Genomic DNA, 16,664 nt, shown 5'->3' on the forward strand with positions numbered 1-16,664 from the left:
GACCTCACACCGGCATTTGCATGATGTCCTGATAGGCCTGGACGACCTTGTTGCGGACCTGAACCAGGGCCTGGGTGGAAACGCTGGCCTTCTGTGAGGCTATCATCACCTGCGTGAGGTCCACCTGTGCATTACCCACTTCGAATGCCTTGGCAAATTGTCCGGAGGCCTGTTGATTCTGGTGTACCTTCTCCAGCGCCTGTTTGAACAGATCGCTGAAGCCTGTCTGGCTGGCCGAGGCTTGTGCCTGATGAGCGGGGATCGACAGCGCGGATGCGGAACGCATCGCGCGCATGTCCAGCAGCATGTCGTCCATTTTAATAGTTTGTACCATCGAACTCGCTTCCTGGGATTTGGAAGAGCAACGGTAACCAGCCGGGGACAGGGGTCACAGTTAATAAAATTTAAAGAGCGCTCATGCGGCGTGTGCTAGTCGCCTAGCTCCCCTTCAATGATGATGAGTTCACGTCGAGATGCACGTAGCGCAAAGGCCTTGGCTTCTGCATAGGCGGGATCTTCATAGCATGCTCTCGCTTGGGCATAGCTCGGGAACTCCACGGTTAGTACCCGGTTTGTGCCATTCGCCTCAAGCAGCGCGTCGCCCCCCAGCACTTTTATTGTCGCCTGATATTTTTCAGCTATGGGCCCCCACAGCCGACCGTACTCCTGTTGCGCCTGCGCGTCGGTAACGGCCGCGCCAAAGATGATCCAGTAACCTTTCATGCTTAGTCCCCCCTGGGTGATTGGATGACACAGTCAGGTGCGTTGCTTGGTTCTGTCGGCGAAAGATGAGGCAGACGCCGCAAAAGTTTGATCCGCCCGGGGATTCCACTGCACGCCCGAGCGCGCTCGCACACCCGGCTTCAGTTGCTGATTGTCGTCATAGTCCTCGCGCGGATGGAAGAACAGAGGTTCGATTTCTTCTAGAGCGCAAAGTCGCTGCGCATAAGATTGAAGATATTCCTCCCTTTCTTCAGGCGTAACCTGCGCTGGCATCCAGGCGGCAAAGGGTGGAAGCACGGCAAATCCCGTGTAGGCAAGGATGCCGTTATGGATCGGCCAAAGGACATGGTGCAAGTCGCCATCGATCCCGCTGGGCGAATAGAGCGTGTCGGCTGTCCCCGTCGTAATGCTCAACATCGCCCGTTTGCCCTTCAGGAGACCCGTGTCGTACTTGCGCCCGGATGAATAGGCGAAGCCTTTGCTGAATACCCGATCAACCCAGCCTTTCAGAATCGCGGGCATCGAAAACCACCACACAGGAAACTGGAAAATCACCAAGTCGACGTCGCGCACCTTCGCTTGCTCTTGGGCGACTTCGAAGCAAATGGTGCCGGTTTGTTGAGCGTGCTCCTGCTCTTTTGCGGGATTGAAGAAGCCTGAGTCATTCAGCTCGGAAAACTCATTGACGCTTAGTACCGACTCCCAGCCCATCGCATAGAGGTCGCTCACTTGCACTTGGTGTCCTTGCTGAGTCAGCGCGCGCACGGCTGTCCGGGTCATGGCACCATTGAAGGATTGCGGTTCAGGGTGGGCGTGAACAATGAGCACTTTCATCAGCGGAATTCCCCTGGTTGAGAAGCCAATCGTGGCTGAGGTATGGGGCGCTTGGCCCTCGAGGAAACGTTGACCATCAGCAGGCCAGCGAGAGAAAGAAAGGCACCTGCGATAAATCCGTCAGAGACCGCTTCGTCCAGCAGCCAGATGCCGAGGAGAACGCCAAATAGCGGCGTCATGAACGCCATGATGCCCAGCCGGGCCGCCAGGTAGTGTCTGAGCATCCAGAACCAGATCAGGTAGCTGACAAACGAGACAGCCAGGGTTTGAAAAATCATGCTCGTCCAGACAATGCCGCTAAACGCAGGAAAACTGCCTCTCCCATCAAGCATTGCCAACGGCAGCAGCACCAACGCCGCCCCCATGAGTTGGTAGTAAAGTGTCTGGCTCGCCGGTGCATCGCTGAGCTTGCTCGAACGTACAACGACCGTCGTGAGCCCCCAAGCGGCACCTGCGAGGAGACCCATTGCGTCGCCGAGCAGCCCCTGAGTGAATCCGGTCTGACTGATGCTATTTTCGCCCCCTGCTAAAAACGTCACAGCGATCCCGGCAAACGAGATGCCGACACCGATCCATTGCCGTACTCCTAGTCGCTCTTCGGGCAAGCGGACATGTAGCCCAATGGCTGCAAAGAGTGGCGCCGTATAAAGGAACACGGCCATGTGGGATGCGGTCGTCCAGCGCAGTCCTTGAGCAATGCACAGAAATTCTGCTGCAAAGAGCAATCCCACAATCATTCCAGAACGACACCAGAGATTGGGTAGCCAAGGGTCGCGAGTGATCACTCGGCCGAATACCCAGACAAAGCATGCCGCGATCGCCGAGCGGAGGGCGACTTGCATCAGCGGGTCTAAGGCCCCTGCTATTGCTTTTATCGCGACTTGTTGCGCCCCCCACGTCAGACAAAGGGCGACCATGATTGCGGTGGCTGCTACATCCACTGGCTTTCTTGAGTGCACCGCGCGTTATCCTGTCGAATCTGATGTTGCGATTGTCTCGGCGAAACCGACTCGTTACAAATCATCTATTCTGCCCCTATGAAAGAGAAAAACTGCATCATGCGACCAGACACCCCGCTCAAAGCCATCGTCTCTTTTGATGCTGTCATGCGTACGGGCAGCGCAAAGCTGGCGGCAGAATCGATGTTCGTGACCCCTGGAGCGGTAGGGCAGCAACTGCGGAAGCTGGAGGAATGGCTCGGCATACCATTGTTCATTCGAAGTGTCCGCAAACTTCAACCCACTGAAGAAGCAGTGCGCTATTGGCAGCAGATTCAGCCTGCTTTGGCGCAAATTGATGAAACTCATACCAGCCTGTTGGGTAAGTTCGTGTTCAACGTGTCTTTGAGCCTGCCTCCGGCATTTGCCAGCACTTGGTTTGCTCAGCGCATGCCGGATCTGATTCAACGCTTGCCGGACCTAAAACTTCATCTAAACGCCAACGCAGAGGCGGTCGACCTTTGTGCGGGCACTTACGACCTCGCAGTTAGGCACTTCGACGGTCATGATGAAAAACTTCACAGCCGCCTCCTTTTAAGTGATGAAGTAAGGGTCTACTGCAGCCCACAATATCGAGAGCAACTTCAGCTTCTGACGCTCGAAGACCTGTGGCGCGCCACCCTGATTCATACCACCTCTCATGCAAACTGGTCTCGCTGGCTGGCCCAATCCGGTGCCTCTCCGACTGGCAAAGTAAGCGGACTACGATTTGATCAATCCGAGCTGGCAATCGATGCCGCAAGAAGGGGCCAGGGATTGGTGCTGACCAGCCCGTGGCTCATAGAGGAGGATCTGGGGAACGGCAGGCTGGTTCAGCTATTCGAGCATTCCCTGATCACTGGCAAGGGGTACTACGTTGTCTATGGCACTGACAAGCCATTAAGTGCAGGCGGTAAAGCGCTGTACGAATGGTTCTTCCATGACGCATCGGAGCGTACGACGGGGGTTGCATAAGAACTATTACTCAAAATATCGACCAGTGAATTAACTTGAGGTATGTCCACCCCTTGGTTAGCGACTTCGAGCGCCACGGCCATTTACCATGAAGCTTATTGGTCGTGGTACATTTTCTCGATTGCCTGTTATAGCAAGTCTGAGAATTTTTGCAGGCTTATCACTTCATGCGCCATATCCTGCTAGGCGGTTGATAAAGGATGCGCGAGTTGCATCGAACGCATTTTCGTCAAGTTATGCATCCAAAAATTTTGTACCATTGGGCTCGCTCCTATTAGGTTCAACAGCATCTAAGCTAGCTTGGCAATTCCCAATCGTGGAGTTAATGAAAATTAAACGCTGCGCTCTCACCCTCCCCTGACACCCAAGCGGCACTGGGCCTGAATGGCAATGAGCGTACAAGTATCGAAAAGAATCACTGGAAGCCCTTTCTTGAAAAGCTAAAATAGTTTTGCTTCAGCGTGGGGCTCGAGACCCAAACCGCTCAACAGCCTCATCAACGAATCGCTGCAGCTTTACGCTCCGTTGCTTTTCTACTGGATAGATCAGATGCACCAGCTTATAGGGCGCTTGATACTCAGGAAGCACCTGAATCAATTCTCCAGACTCCAGTGACTTTTCCACCAGATCTTCGGCTCCCAGCAATATGCCTAGGCCAGAACGTGCGGCATTTAGCTGGGCCACGGCATCATTCACCTGAAGTCGCCCTCCGACACGTATCTTGAACAGCTCATCATCGCGGGTGAACAGCCATTCGTCATAGACAACCCGATCCCAAAAAACGTAGCCGAGGCACTGATGCCGGTACAGATCACTGGGATGCGTAGGTACACCGTGGTCTCTCAGATAATCCGGCGCAGCACAGGTCAGCATCTGATAGCCCCCCAATGGACGCGCGACCAAACTACTGCTGTCGCCAATACCCAGGTCACCGATGCGCACTACTGCTTCAAAACCCTCCTCTATGATGTTCACCGCACGGTCGGTCAAGCTGAGGTCTATCTCAATGTTCGGGTATCGCTGCATGAACTCCCCAACAAACGCCATCAGGCTATGCGAACCAAACTGGTGGGGTGCGCTAATGCGTAGCCGACCATGAGGTTGCTCATGTGCTTCCATCGCCAAGACATCGGCTGCATCGAAGGCCGCAAGCGCGTCTCTACAACGGCCTAGATAACGTTGTACAATTTCCGTGAGGCTTTGTTTTCGCGTCGTTCGGTTGATCAGCCGGACCTGCAGCCGATCTTCCAACGCCAGTACGTGGCGTGCCACCATTTGCGCAGACATACCCAACTGGACAGCCGCGGCGGCAAATGAGCCAGTGTTGGCTGCGGCAACAAATACTTCCATGGAACGCAGTCGATCAAGCATCTCGTTTACACATTTAGCCGGCAGAAAAAATTAGGTGGCAGCGTAGGGCGGTACGAGTGCTCGCACATACTGATCGCACTCTACACACGCTAGCTCTGCGACCAACCGAATGGCCTCGCATGAATGCGCCTGGGTATAGCTTACAACTAATGGTTGGTTAGGAATTGCCACACCGCAGTCCACCAGACTGACTCGCCCCGACTCAATGGCATAGCGCACCGGCGCAAGAGGCACAAACGCGTTGCCAAAGCCTGCCTCAACCAGTTGCACGAGTGCTGAGATAGAGCTGACATGATGGGTTTTTCCAACAGGGAGACTGAACCTGCGGTAGAGCTCCTTGAGCACCAGATGGGGTTGTGAGTTCTGGCTCATGGTAATGGTTGGTTGGCCGAGTAAATCTAGAATGGGCTGCTGGGCGCTGATCATTGCCTGATTGCTGACTATCCATCCCGTTGCGATAGAGAGGCACGGAATGCTGGTGATCCCATCACCCTCAATCGGATGCGTCTGTAGAGCAATGTCGATCATGCCGTCACGTAAAGCTTTGTGAACGCCAGCGCTGGTTTCCGAAGTCAGTTGCACCTCGATTCCAGGGTATGTCGATTGCAAGCGTTTCAGGAAGTCGATCAACCAGGTATGCACCACGCTGTCCACAGCGCCAATACGTACCAATCCCAAAACTTCGTGACTGGGCCGGCCCAGGTGGCGGATCTCTTGTTCCAAATCCAGCATGCGCTCGCCATAGTCGACCAGCCGCGAGCCGACCGCAGTCAACTTGAGCTCTCGTGTTTCCCGCTCAAACAACCGTGCACCGATCTCTTCTTCAAGCGAAGCGATCCGGTTGGATATGGCAGCTTGGGTCAGGTGCAGATGCTCGGCCGCGGCTCTGAAGCTTTTCAGCCTTGCAATCTGCAAAAACGCCTCGATGAAACGCGTATTCATTGATTCCCCACGAGCTCGATCCGGCGGATAGCCCCGCTACCAAGCGGGGCGTTCGATCTAAGGTCGATGATCCATCAGAACAGGCTCAGTGGGTAGCTGATCACGAGGCGGTTTTCGTCGATATCATTACCAAAGGTTGAGCGGACAGTGGCGTTGCGCCATTTGATTGAGGCGTTTTTCCATGAGCCGCCCTGGATGACATAGGTGAGCTCACTATTGCGCTCCCATTCTCGTCCTTCGCCGCCGCTCGAAAGCTGAACTTGGTCGCCCCGGACATATCGGCTCATGAAGCTCAACCCAGGAACACCCCATGCGGCCAGATCCAGATCGTAGCGCAACTGCCACGAACGCTCTCCAGCATTGGAGAACTGCAGGATCTGCACGAAGTTAACGAGGTAGGGATCGGTTCCGGTTACGTACGGATAAGCATCGCGCCCGCTCATCTTCTGGAAGCCCACACTCAATGTGTGGTGCTTTTGGCGGAACCCTACCAACGCGCCCACTGCCCTGTTGTCGATGTCGCGAAAGTCCTCTACATCCCCCGCCTTCGCCCAGCGCAAATCGAAAGAGAGGTGTCGATCCGCCGTGAAATCGACGCGCCCTAGGTAATTGGCCAGCGTGTGTTGGTAAATCCCGTCCAGCTTGCCGTAATACACCCGGAGTTGGCTTTTATCATTCAGCGCGTAATCAGCTCCGTACAGGGTGAAATCGTCGCTGTGCCCGCCATAGCGGCTGGTCAGCCGCTCCCAGTTAGATGAATCCAAACCCATCGTCTTGGTCACGCGTGCAGCCTGAAGCGTGAGGCCCGCCAGCTCACTGGATTCCAGCGTGGTGGCTTTGAACAGACCAGGTAGCAGACGAGAGTCGGCGCTTTGAAGCACGGGCTTACGAAACGCCATGACACCTGAGCGAACAAGCGTCTTGGAGTACTTCAATTTGAAGCTCGCGCCCAGTCGGCTGAATTCTTCCTCCGAACTGCCGTCACGCTCAGTTGGGAACATGCCGGTGCCTGCACGATCTGGGCTGGAATCGAGGTTGAGTCCGGTCATGGCGGCGCCATCGATCCCCAGCCCAAACGCGCCTTGAGTAAATCCGGATTGGAGTGTCAGAACGGCGGCTTGACCCCATTCCCGTGCTTGGCTTTGACCGTTCGCAGTGTTACCTCCAGGCTGGCGAAAGTCTCGATCGAAATACAGGTTTCTGAAGTCGACGTTTGCTCGGCTGTCTTCGAGAAAGCCAGCGGCTCTAAGGTCCGTTGCAAAGGTCAAACACAGGACAGCAGGTACCACGGGCCAATGTGCACGCATGCAGCGACCTCTTCTTCTTGATATAGATGAATACCGCGGGAGGGAGCGCGCACGATACGGTCGTGCGCTTGCTGGCTTTCCCTTAGGAAGGGATCAGCCTGGCGATTGGCGCCCCGTAGCCGACAAGCTCGCCGTCGACCGGGCAATAGCCGGCCATGACGCCGGCGGCTTTCGCTTTGACGGGCTGAAGGGACTCACCAACCTGAATGAAGCCGATGATTGCATCTGCCTCGACAGGTTCGCCAACGCATGCCAGAGCGACGCCCTGCAAAGGGTGGGAAGACAAGAACCGGCCGGCCTTCGGAGCCTCGACCAAAGTATCCTGGCGACTCGGGACAGGCAGTTGAACGGGTTCCACGACACATGTACGGGAATGTGACGCGAAGACCAGAACCACCGACCCCTGCTCAGTTTCGTACTCACATCGCGCCATACCTCGCCCCTGCAACTGCTCAACCAGTACCGCGAGTTCTTCAACGCTCATGAGGGATCTCCGCAGTCTGACCAAAGCCTTGTTCGAAAAGATGTTCCAGGTGATGGATGTTGTAGCCGCCAGCTGTGAAGCCAGGTTCATCCATCAACCGTCTGTGCAGTGGAATAGTGCATGGAATCCCCTCCAGCACGGTTTCTCCTAGTGCCTGGCGCATCCTGCTGACGGCCTCCTCGCGGTTGCTGCCATATGTAAGCATCTTGGCCACCAGCGAGTCGTAATGGGCCGGTACGCGGTACCCGGAATACAGATGGGACTCGACACGAACTCCCGGGCCGCCAGGCGGAAGCCAATGGTCGACTGTGCCCGGAGCCGGCGTGAACCGCCACGGGTCCTCGGCGTTTATGCGACACTCAATCGCGTGCCCGGTCACGGCGACATCCTTCTGGCCGAACGACAGAGGCTCCCCCCGGGCGATTCGCAACTGCTCCACCACCAAATCGATACCGGTCACCAACTCAGTCACCGGATGCTCGACTTGGATTCGGGTGTTCATCTCGATGAAGTAGAAAGCCCCGTCTTCGTAGAGAAACTCGAAAGTGCCCGCGCCGCAATAGCCGATGTGCACGCAGGCGTCGACGCAGCGTTGCCCGATCTCTGCAATCGCCTCTCGCGAAACACCGGGGGCCGGAGCTTCTTCGATCACCTTCTGATGTCGCCGTTGCATGGAACAGTCACGCTCACCGAGCCATACCGCATTGCCGAATCCGTCTGCCAGGATCTGGATTTCGATATGCCGCGGATTTTCGAGAAAACGTTCGATGTAAAGGGCCGGGTTACCAAACGCACGATTGGCTTCTTCCCGCGTGGTAACCACCGCCTGAGCCAACAGGCTTGGCTCGCGGACGATGCGCATTCCCCGCCCGCCTCCGCCACCTGCAGCCTTCACAATCAGCGGATACCCCACATCTCGGGCTATATCAGCCACCGCCTGTGGGTCGCTAGGTAGAGCGCCTTCCGAGCCGGGCACGCAAGGCACGCCGGATTCCAGCATGGCTTTCTTGGCACTGACCTTATCGCCCATCAGGCGAATGGCTGCAGCGGTGGGGCCGATATAGACTCGACCGGAGCGTTCTACAGCCTCGGCAAAATCGGCGCGCTCAGACAAAAAACCGTAGCCGGGGTGGATGGCGCCCGCGCCGGTTAGCTCGGCGGCTTCCAGCAGGCGACTGATATCCAAGTAACTTTGAGCCGAGGCTGCGGGGCCAATACACAGGGCCTGATCGGCCAATTGCACATGGCGCAGATCGGCGTCTGCCGAGGAATGCACAGCAATAGTCCGAATCTGCAATGCCCGGCAAGCTCGCAGGATTCTCAAGGCGATCTCGCCTCGGTTGGCGATCAACACTGAGTCAAACATAGGCGTCCTCCATCGATTGCAGCTCGAACAGCGGCGTCCCTGCCTCTACCGAAGCACCGTCCTCTACCAAGATGCGCACCACACGCCCGCTGCGCTCGCTTTCGAGCACGTTAAGCATCTTCATCGCCTCAATGATTCCTACCTGCTGGCCTTCCTCGATGGCAGTACCGACATCGACGAAAGCGGACTCATCTGGCGAAGGGGCGCGGTAGAAAATGCCAGTCAATCCGGCATCAATGGTCCAGCTCGACTGGCGTGTCGGGGTTACCATAGGTGGCTGCGTTTCAGGTGGGCGAGGCTGCATGGGCATCGTTTGCCCCGACTCTTTCACCAACCGGATACGGGTGCCGTCTGCCGAGTATTCGATTTCACTCAGTGCGCTGTTTTCGAGCAGGCTGACCAGCCGTTCGACAAGGGGTTTTTCCATCAGCGTGAGCCCCCAGCGAAAGCACAGACTTCGACGCCGGCCGACTCCAAGGTCTTGCGTAACACCCGAGCCATGCTGATCGCACCTGGCGTATCGCTGTGCACACAGATGGTGTCGATATGAACTGGAAGCATGCGTCCGCTCACCGTTTCGATACCGCCTGCCTGAACCATGCGCAGCATGCGCTGGGCGGCGAAATCCACGTCGTGGAGCACTGCACCAGGCTCTTTACGATGAACCAGATGGCCGGCCTCGGTATAAGCGCGGTCCGCGAAGACCTCTGCACGAGTTTCGAGGCCCATATCATTGGCAATCGGAATCATCAGTCCACCCGCGAATGTGACGCAGACGAGCGTGGGGTCGACGGCTTTAACGGCCTTGGCGATCGCTTTGGCAACCTCGGGGTCCGTTTGGGTGAGATTCCCGAGCGCGCCATGGGCTTTGACGTACGTGATGGGGTGACCGGCGTAACTGGACAACGCCACAGCCGCACCGACCTGGTAGGCGACGAAGCGCTCAATTTCGCCAGTCGTGTGCGGAATCACCCTGCGACCGAAACCCCACAGATCTGGAAAACCGGGGTGTGCCCCCACTGCTACGCCCTTGGTTTTGGCCTGGGCGAAGGTGGTAGCCATGATCTCAGGGTCGCCGGCATGCAGTCCGCAGGCGACGTTAGCAGAGGTGACGATATCGAGGATGGCGTCATCGTCACCCATTTTCCAGGGGCCGAAGCCTTCGCCCATGTCCGAATTGATATCGATGCGTAAGGTCTTGTTGTTCATTGTCTGTTCCTCGAATCAGGCTGTTGGGCTGACGCCCAGGTATCGCTGAATGTTCGCGAGCGCCGCACGGTGCTGGGCCAGGGCTTCGATGCCTTCGGCCACAGTGACGGGCTTGAAATGGATGCTGCAGCCGACGCCCGCTTGGGCAAGGCGCCAGAGGTCGCAATCGAGCACCGTGGCGATCTTCGGATAGCCGCCACAGGTATTGGCTTCCGCCAGTTGCACGATGGGTTGCCCCGCCGGCGGCACCTGGACAGTGCCCGGCGCAATGCCATGGGAGAGCAATTCGATGGGTCGAAGGGTCTGCAGGGGTTGGCCCTGCAGGCGGTAACCGACGCGGTTGGCCTGCGGGGTGACTTCGTAGGGATTGGAATAGAACGCGTCCAACGAAGCGGAGGAAAAGTCGTCAGCCTGAGCTGCCGCGATCGCCCGCACTGTCACCTGCTGGCCGCGCATAGCCTCTGCATACTGCACACGCTCAAGGGGCAGGATGGCACGTCCTGGTAACGAAAGGCTTTGGGGCAATAGTCGAAGACGGTCACCACGATTGAGGCCCCGCCCTTCATGACCGCCGAATCCCGCCTTCAGATCTGTCGCGCGGGAACCCAATTGCACCGGTGCGTCAACACCACCTGAAAACGCAAGGTAAGCCCTGACCCCCAAGCGTGGTCGCTCAACCACTACCTGTTGGCCGGGCCTGATTTCCAGACAAGTCCAACTGGGTACGGGATGCCCATCCACGCTCAGTGCGCAGTGTGCACCGGTGCAGCTGACGCGTAGCTCGCGTTTCGCCTTGAAACGGAACGGAAAGATGGTCACTTCAAGCCCTGCAGCGTTCTCCTGGTTGCCAACCAGCCAGTTGGCAATCATCAGTGCGGGCGCATCCATGGCGCCACTGCGGCTCACCCCCATCGCCATGCACCCCGAGCGCCCGAGATCCTGGACCAGGTTCAGTGCACCACCACTCAGTACTTCGATCATGACGCGACCTCCCGAACCAGGAACCGGACTTGGTCGCCGGGCAACAGCAGGCATGGCTGCTGTCTTTGAATGTCGAACAGATCGACGTCAGTACGCCCTATCGCGTGCCAGCCTGATGGTGCGGTGCACGGCATTACTCCGGCCTGCGCCCCACCAATAATCACAGTACCTTTGGCGAGCTGTGCCCGCGGGGACGCTCTTCTGGGTTTGGCCAATTCAGCGGGTAGCCCTGACAGGTAGGCGAAGCCGGGCATGGAGCCGACGCACGCCACCTCATAGGTTGCGTTACTATGACATTCGATCCACTGATCAATGCTGAACCCCGCGTGCTCGGCGAGCATGGCCAGGTCCTGAGCGGCTTCACCGCCGTAGCTCACCGGGATTTCCATAACCCTGGGGGTGGAAGGAAGCGCGTCGGGATACAGCCAAAGGCTCTGAATCAGTTGTTCAATCGTCGAAGGTGAACTAACGAACGGGTCAAACATGACCAACAGATTGTTCACCCCGAGCACCAATTCACTGATCTGTTGATCAGTTTCCAGTGCGCGCGCCAGTGAAAAAAACTTTCGTTGCACACTTGGCGAAAACACCGGCTGGGAACTATCAACAAGCACTGCACCACACCCTGACGGGCTAAACAATAATTCGGCGGCAGGCGTTTCAATAATGTCTATATCTTGCATGGCTTGATCCCACAGCGAAGTTTTGACAGGCAACCCCAATTGGGCATCAGGAAGTTTCCTGTCTATTTCGGATTATTCTTCCAACGGTTTCTTCGCGGTTTCACGTGCGAATGCAAGCGCTATCAAGGTGATGATCAGCCCGCCGGCGATATATAGGCTGACTGCGAACGAAGACTCGTATACCTTGAATATTCCCGTGATAACCAGTGGGGCCAGTCCGCTTCCGACAATGCCGGCCAAGGTATAGGCCAACGACGATCCGGCATACCTGACGCGAGTGGGGAATTGCTCGGTAACGAAAGCAGCTTGGGGGCCGAACATCATTGCTTGGAAGATCATGCCGACAATGACTGCCAGGCAGATGAGCACGGGGGATGCGGTATCCAGCAGCACGAAGAACACAAACCCCCAGCCAAGCGATAGCACTGCTCCCAATGCGTAGACCGGCCGGCGCCCCAATCGGTCGGAGAGCATACCGAACAGCGGAACACTGACGGCATGGAACACGGAACCGATAATCGTGGCAGTCAGCGCGGTAGAACGAGGTAAGTGCAGGACGTTGGTCACATAAGCGAGCGTGAATACCACCAGCAACGCGTAGACGATGTCCGAGCCAATACGTGCGCCGCCTGCGACCAGCAACCGCCGCCAGTGCCCAACGAACACTTCCCGCACCGGTGCGTCGACTTTGGTTTCCTTCGCCTCGATCGACTTGAATACCGGTGTTTCATCTACACCCCGACGCAGCCAGAACCCGAGCATCACCAACAGGACACTGGACAGGAATGGAATACGCCAGCCCCATTCCTGGAACGTCTCGGGCGTCATGACGAAAGTGATCAAGGCAATGAACCCGGCACCCAACAGGGTCCCGCAGGCCGGACCTACCTGTGTGAAGGAAGCATTCCGACCACGATGGCGATCTTCGCCATGCTCCATGGACAACAGTACTGATCCGGCCCACTCCCCACCAATAGCCGCCCCTTGCAGGAAACGCAGCAGGACCAGAAGGATTGGGCTCCAAATACCCCAGGTTTCATAGGTAGGTAACAACCCCATCAACCCGGTCACCGTCCCCATCAAAATCAGTGTCGCCACCAAAACCCAGCGCCGGCCGAGCTTGTCGCCCAGGCTGCCGAAGACGATCCCGCCCAGAGGGCGCGAGACATAGCCTACCGCGTAGGTGGAGAACGCAATGACGGTACCCGCCAACGGGTCGAACGAAGGGAAGAAGATGACATTGAAGACCAGCGCCGCCATCAGGTTGTAGACCGTGAAGTCATACCATTCGAGCGTAGTCCCGATCGAGCTGGCAGCGGCGAGTCGCCTGATGTCGGCACGCTTGCCAGAATTTTCGCTGCTGATGGGGCCTGACTGATCCACGGATGCGATCGAAGTGTTCATCAACGCACCTCCCCGACCGAGTCCTTGCTCAGGCTCTGATACACGCCAAAATGGGTGCTACCGGTGGGCAAATGGATCAGGCTGGATTCGGCAGCCTGTCGCGCCGCACTTTCGCTGGCGCATTCCACGATGAGCATGGGAACCATCGGCCGCGGGTTGCCGGCTTCTTGGGGCAACGGCAAGCTCAGCGCTGGCACCGGACTTATAGAGTAGCTCTGGATATACCCTGGGATCTCGGCAAGTGCTGAATGAAGCGTGTTCAGCGTGCGAAGCTCAGTTGCTTCGGCTGCTGCGACGACTGCCACCCAGTCCCCTCCAGGCTGGTCAAATTGCCCGAAAGCTTCACCGATGCGGCGGGTGGGGTTCTGCATGAGCGGAAGAATCTTCTTGGACCAGACAGACTGGTACTTGAACGCATGCGCATATTCCGGGCAGTCGAATGCAGAGATGCCCTCTGCCCAATAGAGCGCGAGGTATTTTGGAAAATCGGATGGGGATTTAAAGCGTGTTGCCTTAATCACTCCGGCCATCGATGCACGGTCCGGAAGATGCTCCTCGTCGTACCAACGGTTGAATTCAAGTTCATGCACTGCATCAATGTCAGATGCAACAAATAACATACCAAATGGTGAGCCGTTCATTGTTATTTTCCTCAGGGTGGCTTGACCTTGTGGCTATGTTCATCGATAGAAAAAACTTAGGCAAACGAGTTTTTTTACCCATTTTTGATAGAAAAAACTTTTCAAACAGCTCGTGTTTCTGCGTCTTTTTGAGTCATTAGATAACTTGTCAGCACCCATCCAGAGCGGACATTGGCTGCGTCCAAACAAAAAGGCTGCACCACCTGTATCGCACGTATGCAATTCAGGAGGTGCAGCCTTCCGCTGCTCTACTTCAGCGTCGTTATCTAGCTATCGAGCGTCCTCACAGAAGCGGTGGATGGCCTGGCACGCCGCACGCAGCGAGTCATCATCGAGCGCGTAGGCAATGCGTAAGTAGCCTGAAAGACCAAAAGCACTGCCCTGAACGACTGCAACGTTGGCCTCCTCCAGCAAGGCCAGGGCCACTGCCTCATCATTGACCAACTCACAACCGGCGGGAGAACGTTTGCCGATCAACCCTGAACAGTCGGCGAAAGCGTAAAAAGCCCCACCTGGAATTTCGCAGTTGATGCCCGGCGCTTGGTTGAGCAACTCGACCATGAAATCGCGACGCCGCTGGAAGACTTCGCGGCTATGGGCGATGAAATCTTTCGGGCCGTCGAGGGCAGCGATTGCTGCGTGCTGCGAGATGGAACAGGCACCTGAGGTCTGCTGCCCCTGAAGCTTCTCCATCGCCTCGAGCAGCCAGCGGGGACCGGTAGCAAACCCGATTCGCCAACCCGTCATGGCATAGGCTTTCGACACGCCATTCATGGTCAACGTTCGTGCAGCCAGACGTGGTTCAACCTGGGCAAACGTGAGGAAGTCACGATTGTCGAAAATCAGGTGCTCATAGATGTCGTCAGCGAGAATCAGAACCTGCGGATGGGCCAGCAACACCTCAGCCAGAGCCTGCAGTTCGTCGCGATCGTACACAGCGCCTGTGGGATTGGACGGCGAATTCAGGATCAGCCAGCGGGTGTTCGGGCCGATGGCTTCGGCCAGTGCTTGCGGGGTCAGCTTGAAGCTCGATTCGGCGCCGCAAGCGACAATGCGCGACTCGCCACCACACAGCTCAACCATTTCTGGATAGCTGACCCAGTACGGCGCGGGGATCACAACTTCGTCGCCTTCGTTGAGGGTTGCGGCCAGGGCATTGAAGATGACTTGCTTGCCGCCGCTGCAAACCAGCGTATCCTGCCAGCTGACGTCGAGACCATTTTCACGCTGGTATTTACGCGCGATGGCTTCTCGCAACGCACGAAGGCCAGCCACCTGGGTGTAACGAGTATGACCATTGTTGATTGCACTGATGGCTGCGGTACGGATGTGCTCCGGCGTATCGAAGTCAGGCTCACCCGCGCAAAGCGAAATGATCTTCGCCCCTTCTGCGCGTCGCGCAGCCACGCGGTCGATGATCTTGTAGGTTGCCGAAGGCTTGGCAGCCTCCAAGCGACGGTTCAGCGTTTCCAGGCTCACGCGTGTTCCTCCGGATGAGTAAGGCCCATCAGGTCCATGGTGGTGTGACCTTCGCGCAGCTTGGCCATGAACGCTGCTTCTTTGTCCGCACGTTTCTGGCCTTCGCGTAGCGTGCGTTCGACTGCATCCGCCGGGATGATGATCACACCGTCCTCGTCCGCGACGACCAGATCGCCGGCGCTTACTTGTGCACCGCTGAAGTCGAACGGTTTACCTACTGAAGGCGTAGTCGCCTTGACAGTACCTTTGACCGATATACCCCGCGCGAACACCGGGAAGCCATGCGCTTCAAGCGCGGCGATGTCGCGTACGCCGCCATTGATTACCAAACCGACAATGCCTGCGGCTTCCGCCGCCACCGTGAGCACTTCACCCCAGTAGCCAGCAATGAAGTCGGCGCAATCACAGACCAAGACGCTACCGCGCGGCGCTTTTGCCACGGCCAAGTGCAAGCCCAGGTTGTCACCAGGCGAACACTGCAGCGGGTAAGCGGGGGCGGCGATGAAGGCGCCCTTCCAGACAGCGCGAATCTCGCGGTCGACTGCAGATGGCAGCCCAGAGGCCTCATACAGGGTGGAACTACCGAGGACCTTTGCAATGTTCTGATAATCGTGTGGAAGGCTCATGGCTGTTTGCTCTGCAGGGAGTGGTATCCGAGGGCGGCACGAGCTTCTTTGAGGCTCTTGCCAGTGGCGATCTGTTCGCGGATCTGTGCTTCGACATGTTCGATGCGACGTGCCGTTTCAGCGACCTCCTGCGCACGATTGCGCGGGACGATGACGACACCGTTGGCGTCAGCGACAACGATGTCGCGGGCGCAGACTCGAGCTTGGCCAACCGACACCGGCTGGTTTACAGCCACGACTTCCACGCGGTCCTTACCGGTACGCATGAAACGGCCTTTGCTGAACAGTGGGTAGCCTTCGCCCAGCGCCTTGTTCACATCGCGGCAGACACCGTCAATGACCGTGCCGGCTATACCCCGGGCCAGTGCGTACTGGGTCATGATGTCGCCCCACACCGTGCAATCGGTACGGCCGTCATTGGCGATGACCACCACATCGCCTGGTGCTACTTCATCAATGAAGTCACCGACAGTACCGGGCGGTGTGCTCGCGCTGACGTACTGAACAGTGAAGGCAGGGCCGACGACGACCTGGCTGTAGTTGGCCAATGGCGAGATACCGAAGGCCTGGCCCGGAATGCCCAGTTTATCCATCGCGTCGGACACACCCGGGGTATCCAAGCCGTCAAACAAGGCAACCAGGTCTTTATCAGAAAGGCTCAT

At 57.2% G+C, this 16,664-nt stretch carries 19 protein-coding genes; 1 reads left to right on the forward strand and 18 read right to left on the reverse strand.

Annotated elements, in window-relative coordinates:
* Positions 1 to 4 precede the first annotated feature (4 nt).
* The 4 genes from fliE to V6093_RS04740 all read right to left on the reverse strand — a co-directional run bounded on the left by fliE (position 5) and on the right by V6093_RS04740 (position 2,474).
* A complete protein-coding gene (gene fliE / locus V6093_RS04725; protein WP_108078655.1) occupies positions 5 to 334 on the reverse strand; it encodes a flagellar hook-basal body complex protein FliE in 330 nt (109 codons plus the stop codon).
* Between the two features lie 95 nt (positions 335 to 429).
* Complete coding sequence (locus V6093_RS04730) at positions 430 to 723, reverse strand: DUF1330 domain-containing protein (RefSeq protein ID WP_108078654.1); 294 nt, start codon at positions 721 to 723, stop codon at positions 430 to 432.
* A 33-nt stretch (positions 724 to 756) separates the two neighbouring features.
* On the reverse strand, positions 757 to 1,557 hold the full coding sequence (locus tag V6093_RS04735) for an NAD(P)H-dependent oxidoreductase (protein ID WP_265979082.1): 801 nt from the start codon (positions 1,555 to 1,557) through the stop codon (positions 757 to 759).
* A complete protein-coding gene (locus V6093_RS04740) occupies positions 1,557 to 2,474 on the reverse strand; it encodes a DMT family transporter (RefSeq protein ID WP_323055202.1) in 918 nt (305 codons plus the stop codon). Before V6093_RS04740 ends, V6093_RS04735 begins: the two co-directional genes overlap by 1 nt.
* Before the next feature lie 120 nt (positions 2,475 to 2,594).
* Here V6093_RS04740 and V6093_RS04745 point away from each other — a divergent pair, with 120 nt between their 5' ends.
* Complete coding sequence (locus tag V6093_RS04745) at positions 2,595 to 3,509, forward strand: LysR substrate-binding domain-containing protein (protein WP_108078651.1); 915 nt, start codon at positions 2,595 to 2,597, stop codon at positions 3,507 to 3,509.
* Between the two features lie 456 nt (positions 3,510 to 3,965).
* Here V6093_RS04745 and V6093_RS04750 read toward each other — a convergent pair whose 3' ends face one another.
* From V6093_RS04750 to V6093_RS04815, 14 genes are all read right to left on the reverse strand, one after another.
* Positions 3,966 to 4,880 (reverse strand): LysR family transcriptional regulator, encoded by a 915-nt coding sequence (locus V6093_RS04750; RefSeq protein ID WP_265979078.1) that lies wholly within the window; start codon positions 4,878 to 4,880, stop codon positions 3,966 to 3,968.
* A 30-nt stretch (positions 4,881 to 4,910) separates the two neighbouring features.
* Positions 4,911 to 5,822 (reverse strand): LysR family transcriptional regulator, encoded by a 912-nt coding sequence (locus V6093_RS04755; protein WP_108078649.1) that lies wholly within the window; start codon positions 5,820 to 5,822, stop codon positions 4,911 to 4,913.
* Between the two features lie 74 nt (positions 5,823 to 5,896).
* Positions 5,897 to 7,129 carry an OprD family porin gene (locus tag V6093_RS04760; RefSeq protein ID WP_265979075.1) on the reverse strand — a complete coding sequence of 411 codons (1,233 nt, stop codon included), beginning with the start codon at positions 7,127 to 7,129 and terminating at the stop codon, positions 5,897 to 5,899.
* Between the two features lie 82 nt (positions 7,130 to 7,211).
* Complete coding sequence (locus tag V6093_RS04765; protein ID WP_265979073.1) at positions 7,212 to 7,613, reverse strand: hypothetical protein; 402 nt, start codon at positions 7,611 to 7,613, stop codon at positions 7,212 to 7,214.
* On the reverse strand, positions 7,603 to 8,979 hold the full coding sequence (gene accC / locus V6093_RS04770; protein ID WP_265979071.1) for an acetyl-CoA carboxylase biotin carboxylase subunit: 1,377 nt from the start codon (positions 8,977 to 8,979) through the stop codon (positions 7,603 to 7,605). The genes V6093_RS04765 and accC overlap by 11 nt, the downstream gene beginning before the upstream one ends.
* Positions 8,972 to 9,406 (reverse strand): biotin/lipoyl-containing protein, encoded by a 435-nt coding sequence (locus V6093_RS04775; RefSeq protein WP_108078645.1) that lies wholly within the window; start codon positions 9,404 to 9,406, stop codon positions 8,972 to 8,974. The genes accC and V6093_RS04775 overlap by 8 nt, the downstream gene beginning before the upstream one ends.
* Positions 9,406 to 10,188: a LamB/YcsF family protein gene (locus tag V6093_RS04780; RefSeq protein ID WP_265979068.1), complete on the reverse strand. Its 783-nt coding sequence runs from the start codon at positions 10,186 to 10,188 to the stop codon at positions 9,406 to 9,408. Before V6093_RS04780 ends, V6093_RS04775 begins: the two co-directional genes overlap by 1 nt.
* Before the next feature lie 15 nt (positions 10,189 to 10,203).
* Positions 10,204 to 11,169, reverse strand: coding sequence for a biotin-dependent carboxyltransferase family protein (locus tag V6093_RS04785; protein WP_265979066.1), 966 nt, complete (start codon positions 11,167 to 11,169; stop codon positions 10,204 to 10,206).
* Positions 11,166 to 11,852, reverse strand: coding sequence for a 5-oxoprolinase subunit PxpB (gene pxpB, locus V6093_RS04790; protein WP_108078642.1), 687 nt, complete (start codon positions 11,850 to 11,852; stop codon positions 11,166 to 11,168). The genes V6093_RS04785 and pxpB overlap by 4 nt, the downstream gene beginning before the upstream one ends.
* 72 nt (positions 11,853 to 11,924) lie before the next feature.
* Positions 11,925 to 13,256, reverse strand: coding sequence for an MFS transporter (locus V6093_RS04795; protein ID WP_265979062.1), 1,332 nt, complete (start codon positions 13,254 to 13,256; stop codon positions 11,925 to 11,927).
* Positions 13,256 to 13,897: a DUF4286 family protein gene (locus V6093_RS04800; protein WP_265979060.1), complete on the reverse strand. Its 642-nt coding sequence runs from the start codon at positions 13,895 to 13,897 to the stop codon at positions 13,256 to 13,258. The genes V6093_RS04795 and V6093_RS04800 overlap by 1 nt, the downstream gene beginning before the upstream one ends.
* Positions 13,898 to 14,167: 270 nt before the next feature.
* A complete protein-coding gene (locus tag V6093_RS04805) occupies positions 14,168 to 15,376 on the reverse strand; it encodes a pyridoxal phosphate-dependent aminotransferase (RefSeq protein WP_346641172.1) in 1,209 nt (402 codons plus the stop codon).
* Complete coding sequence (locus tag V6093_RS04810; RefSeq protein ID WP_180688135.1) at positions 15,373 to 16,002, reverse strand: RraA family protein; 630 nt, start codon at positions 16,000 to 16,002, stop codon at positions 15,373 to 15,375. The genes V6093_RS04805 and V6093_RS04810 overlap by 4 nt, the downstream gene beginning before the upstream one ends.
* Complete coding sequence (locus V6093_RS04815; protein ID WP_265979055.1) at positions 15,999 to 16,664, reverse strand: RraA family protein; 666 nt, start codon at positions 16,662 to 16,664, stop codon at positions 15,999 to 16,001. The genes V6093_RS04810 and V6093_RS04815 overlap by 4 nt, the downstream gene beginning before the upstream one ends.

It is taken from the genome of Pseudomonas putida group bacterium ESBL64 (assembly GCF_045277175.1).
GTDB classification, from domain to species: Bacteria; Pseudomonadota; Gammaproteobacteria; order Pseudomonadales; family Pseudomonadaceae; genus Aquipseudomonas; species Aquipseudomonas alloputida.

Excerpts from the sequence above, each read along its gene's own strand:
- fliE (WP_108078655.1), bottom strand. The coding sequence starts at position 334 with ATGGTACAAACTATTAAAATGGACGACATGCTGCTGGACATGCGCGCG.
- V6093_RS04730 (WP_108078654.1), bottom strand. The coding sequence starts at position 723 with ATGAAAGGTTACTGGATCATCTTTGGCGCGGCCGTTACCGACGCGCAG.
- V6093_RS04735 (WP_265979082.1), bottom strand. The coding sequence starts at position 1,557 with ATGAAAGTGCTCATTGTTCACGCCCACCCTGAACCGCAATCCTTCAAT.
- V6093_RS04740 (WP_323055202.1), bottom strand. The coding sequence starts at position 2,474 with ATGGTCGCCCTTTGTCTGACGTGGGGGGCGCAACAAGTCGCGATAAAA.
- V6093_RS04745 (WP_108078651.1), top strand. The coding sequence starts at position 2,595 with ATGAAAGAGAAAAACTGCATCATGCGACCAGACACCCCGCTCAAAGCC.
- V6093_RS04750 (WP_265979078.1), bottom strand. The coding sequence starts at position 4,880 with ATGCTTGATCGACTGCGTTCCATGGAAGTATTTGTTGCCGCAGCCAAC.
- V6093_RS04755 (WP_108078649.1), bottom strand. The coding sequence starts at position 5,822 with ATGAATACGCGTTTCATCGAGGCGTTTTTGCAGATTGCAAGGCTGAAA.
- V6093_RS04760 (WP_265979075.1), bottom strand. The coding sequence starts at position 7,129 with ATGCGTGCACATTGGCCCGTGGTACCTGCTGTCCTGTGTTTGACCTTT.
- V6093_RS04765 (WP_265979073.1), bottom strand. The coding sequence starts at position 7,613 with ATGAGCGTTGAAGAACTCGCGGTACTGGTTGAGCAGTTGCAGGGGCGA.
- accC (WP_265979071.1), bottom strand. The coding sequence starts at position 8,979 with ATGTTTGACTCAGTGTTGATCGCCAACCGAGGCGAGATCGCCTTGAGA.
- V6093_RS04775 (WP_108078645.1), bottom strand. The coding sequence starts at position 9,406 with ATGGAAAAACCCCTTGTCGAACGGCTGGTCAGCCTGCTCGAAAACAGC.
- V6093_RS04780 (WP_265979068.1), bottom strand. The coding sequence starts at position 10,188 with ATGAACAACAAGACCTTACGCATCGATATCAATTCGGACATGGGCGAA.
- V6093_RS04785 (WP_265979066.1), bottom strand. The coding sequence starts at position 11,169 with ATGATCGAAGTACTGAGTGGTGGTGCACTGAACCTGGTCCAGGATCTC.
- pxpB (WP_108078642.1), bottom strand. The coding sequence starts at position 11,852 with ATGCAAGATATAGACATTATTGAAACGCCTGCCGCCGAATTATTGTTT.
- V6093_RS04795 (WP_265979062.1), bottom strand. The coding sequence starts at position 13,256 with ATGAACACTTCGATCGCATCCGTGGATCAGTCAGGCCCCATCAGCAGC.
- V6093_RS04800 (WP_265979060.1), bottom strand. The coding sequence starts at position 13,897 with ATGAACGGCTCACCATTTGGTATGTTATTTGTTGCATCTGACATTGAT.
- V6093_RS04810 (WP_180688135.1), bottom strand. The coding sequence starts at position 16,002 with ATGAGCCTTCCACACGATTATCAGAACATTGCAAAGGTCCTCGGTAGT.
- V6093_RS04815 (WP_265979055.1), bottom strand. The coding sequence starts at position 16,664 with ATGAGCCTTTCTGATAAAGACCTGGTTGCCTTGTTTGACGGCTTGGAT.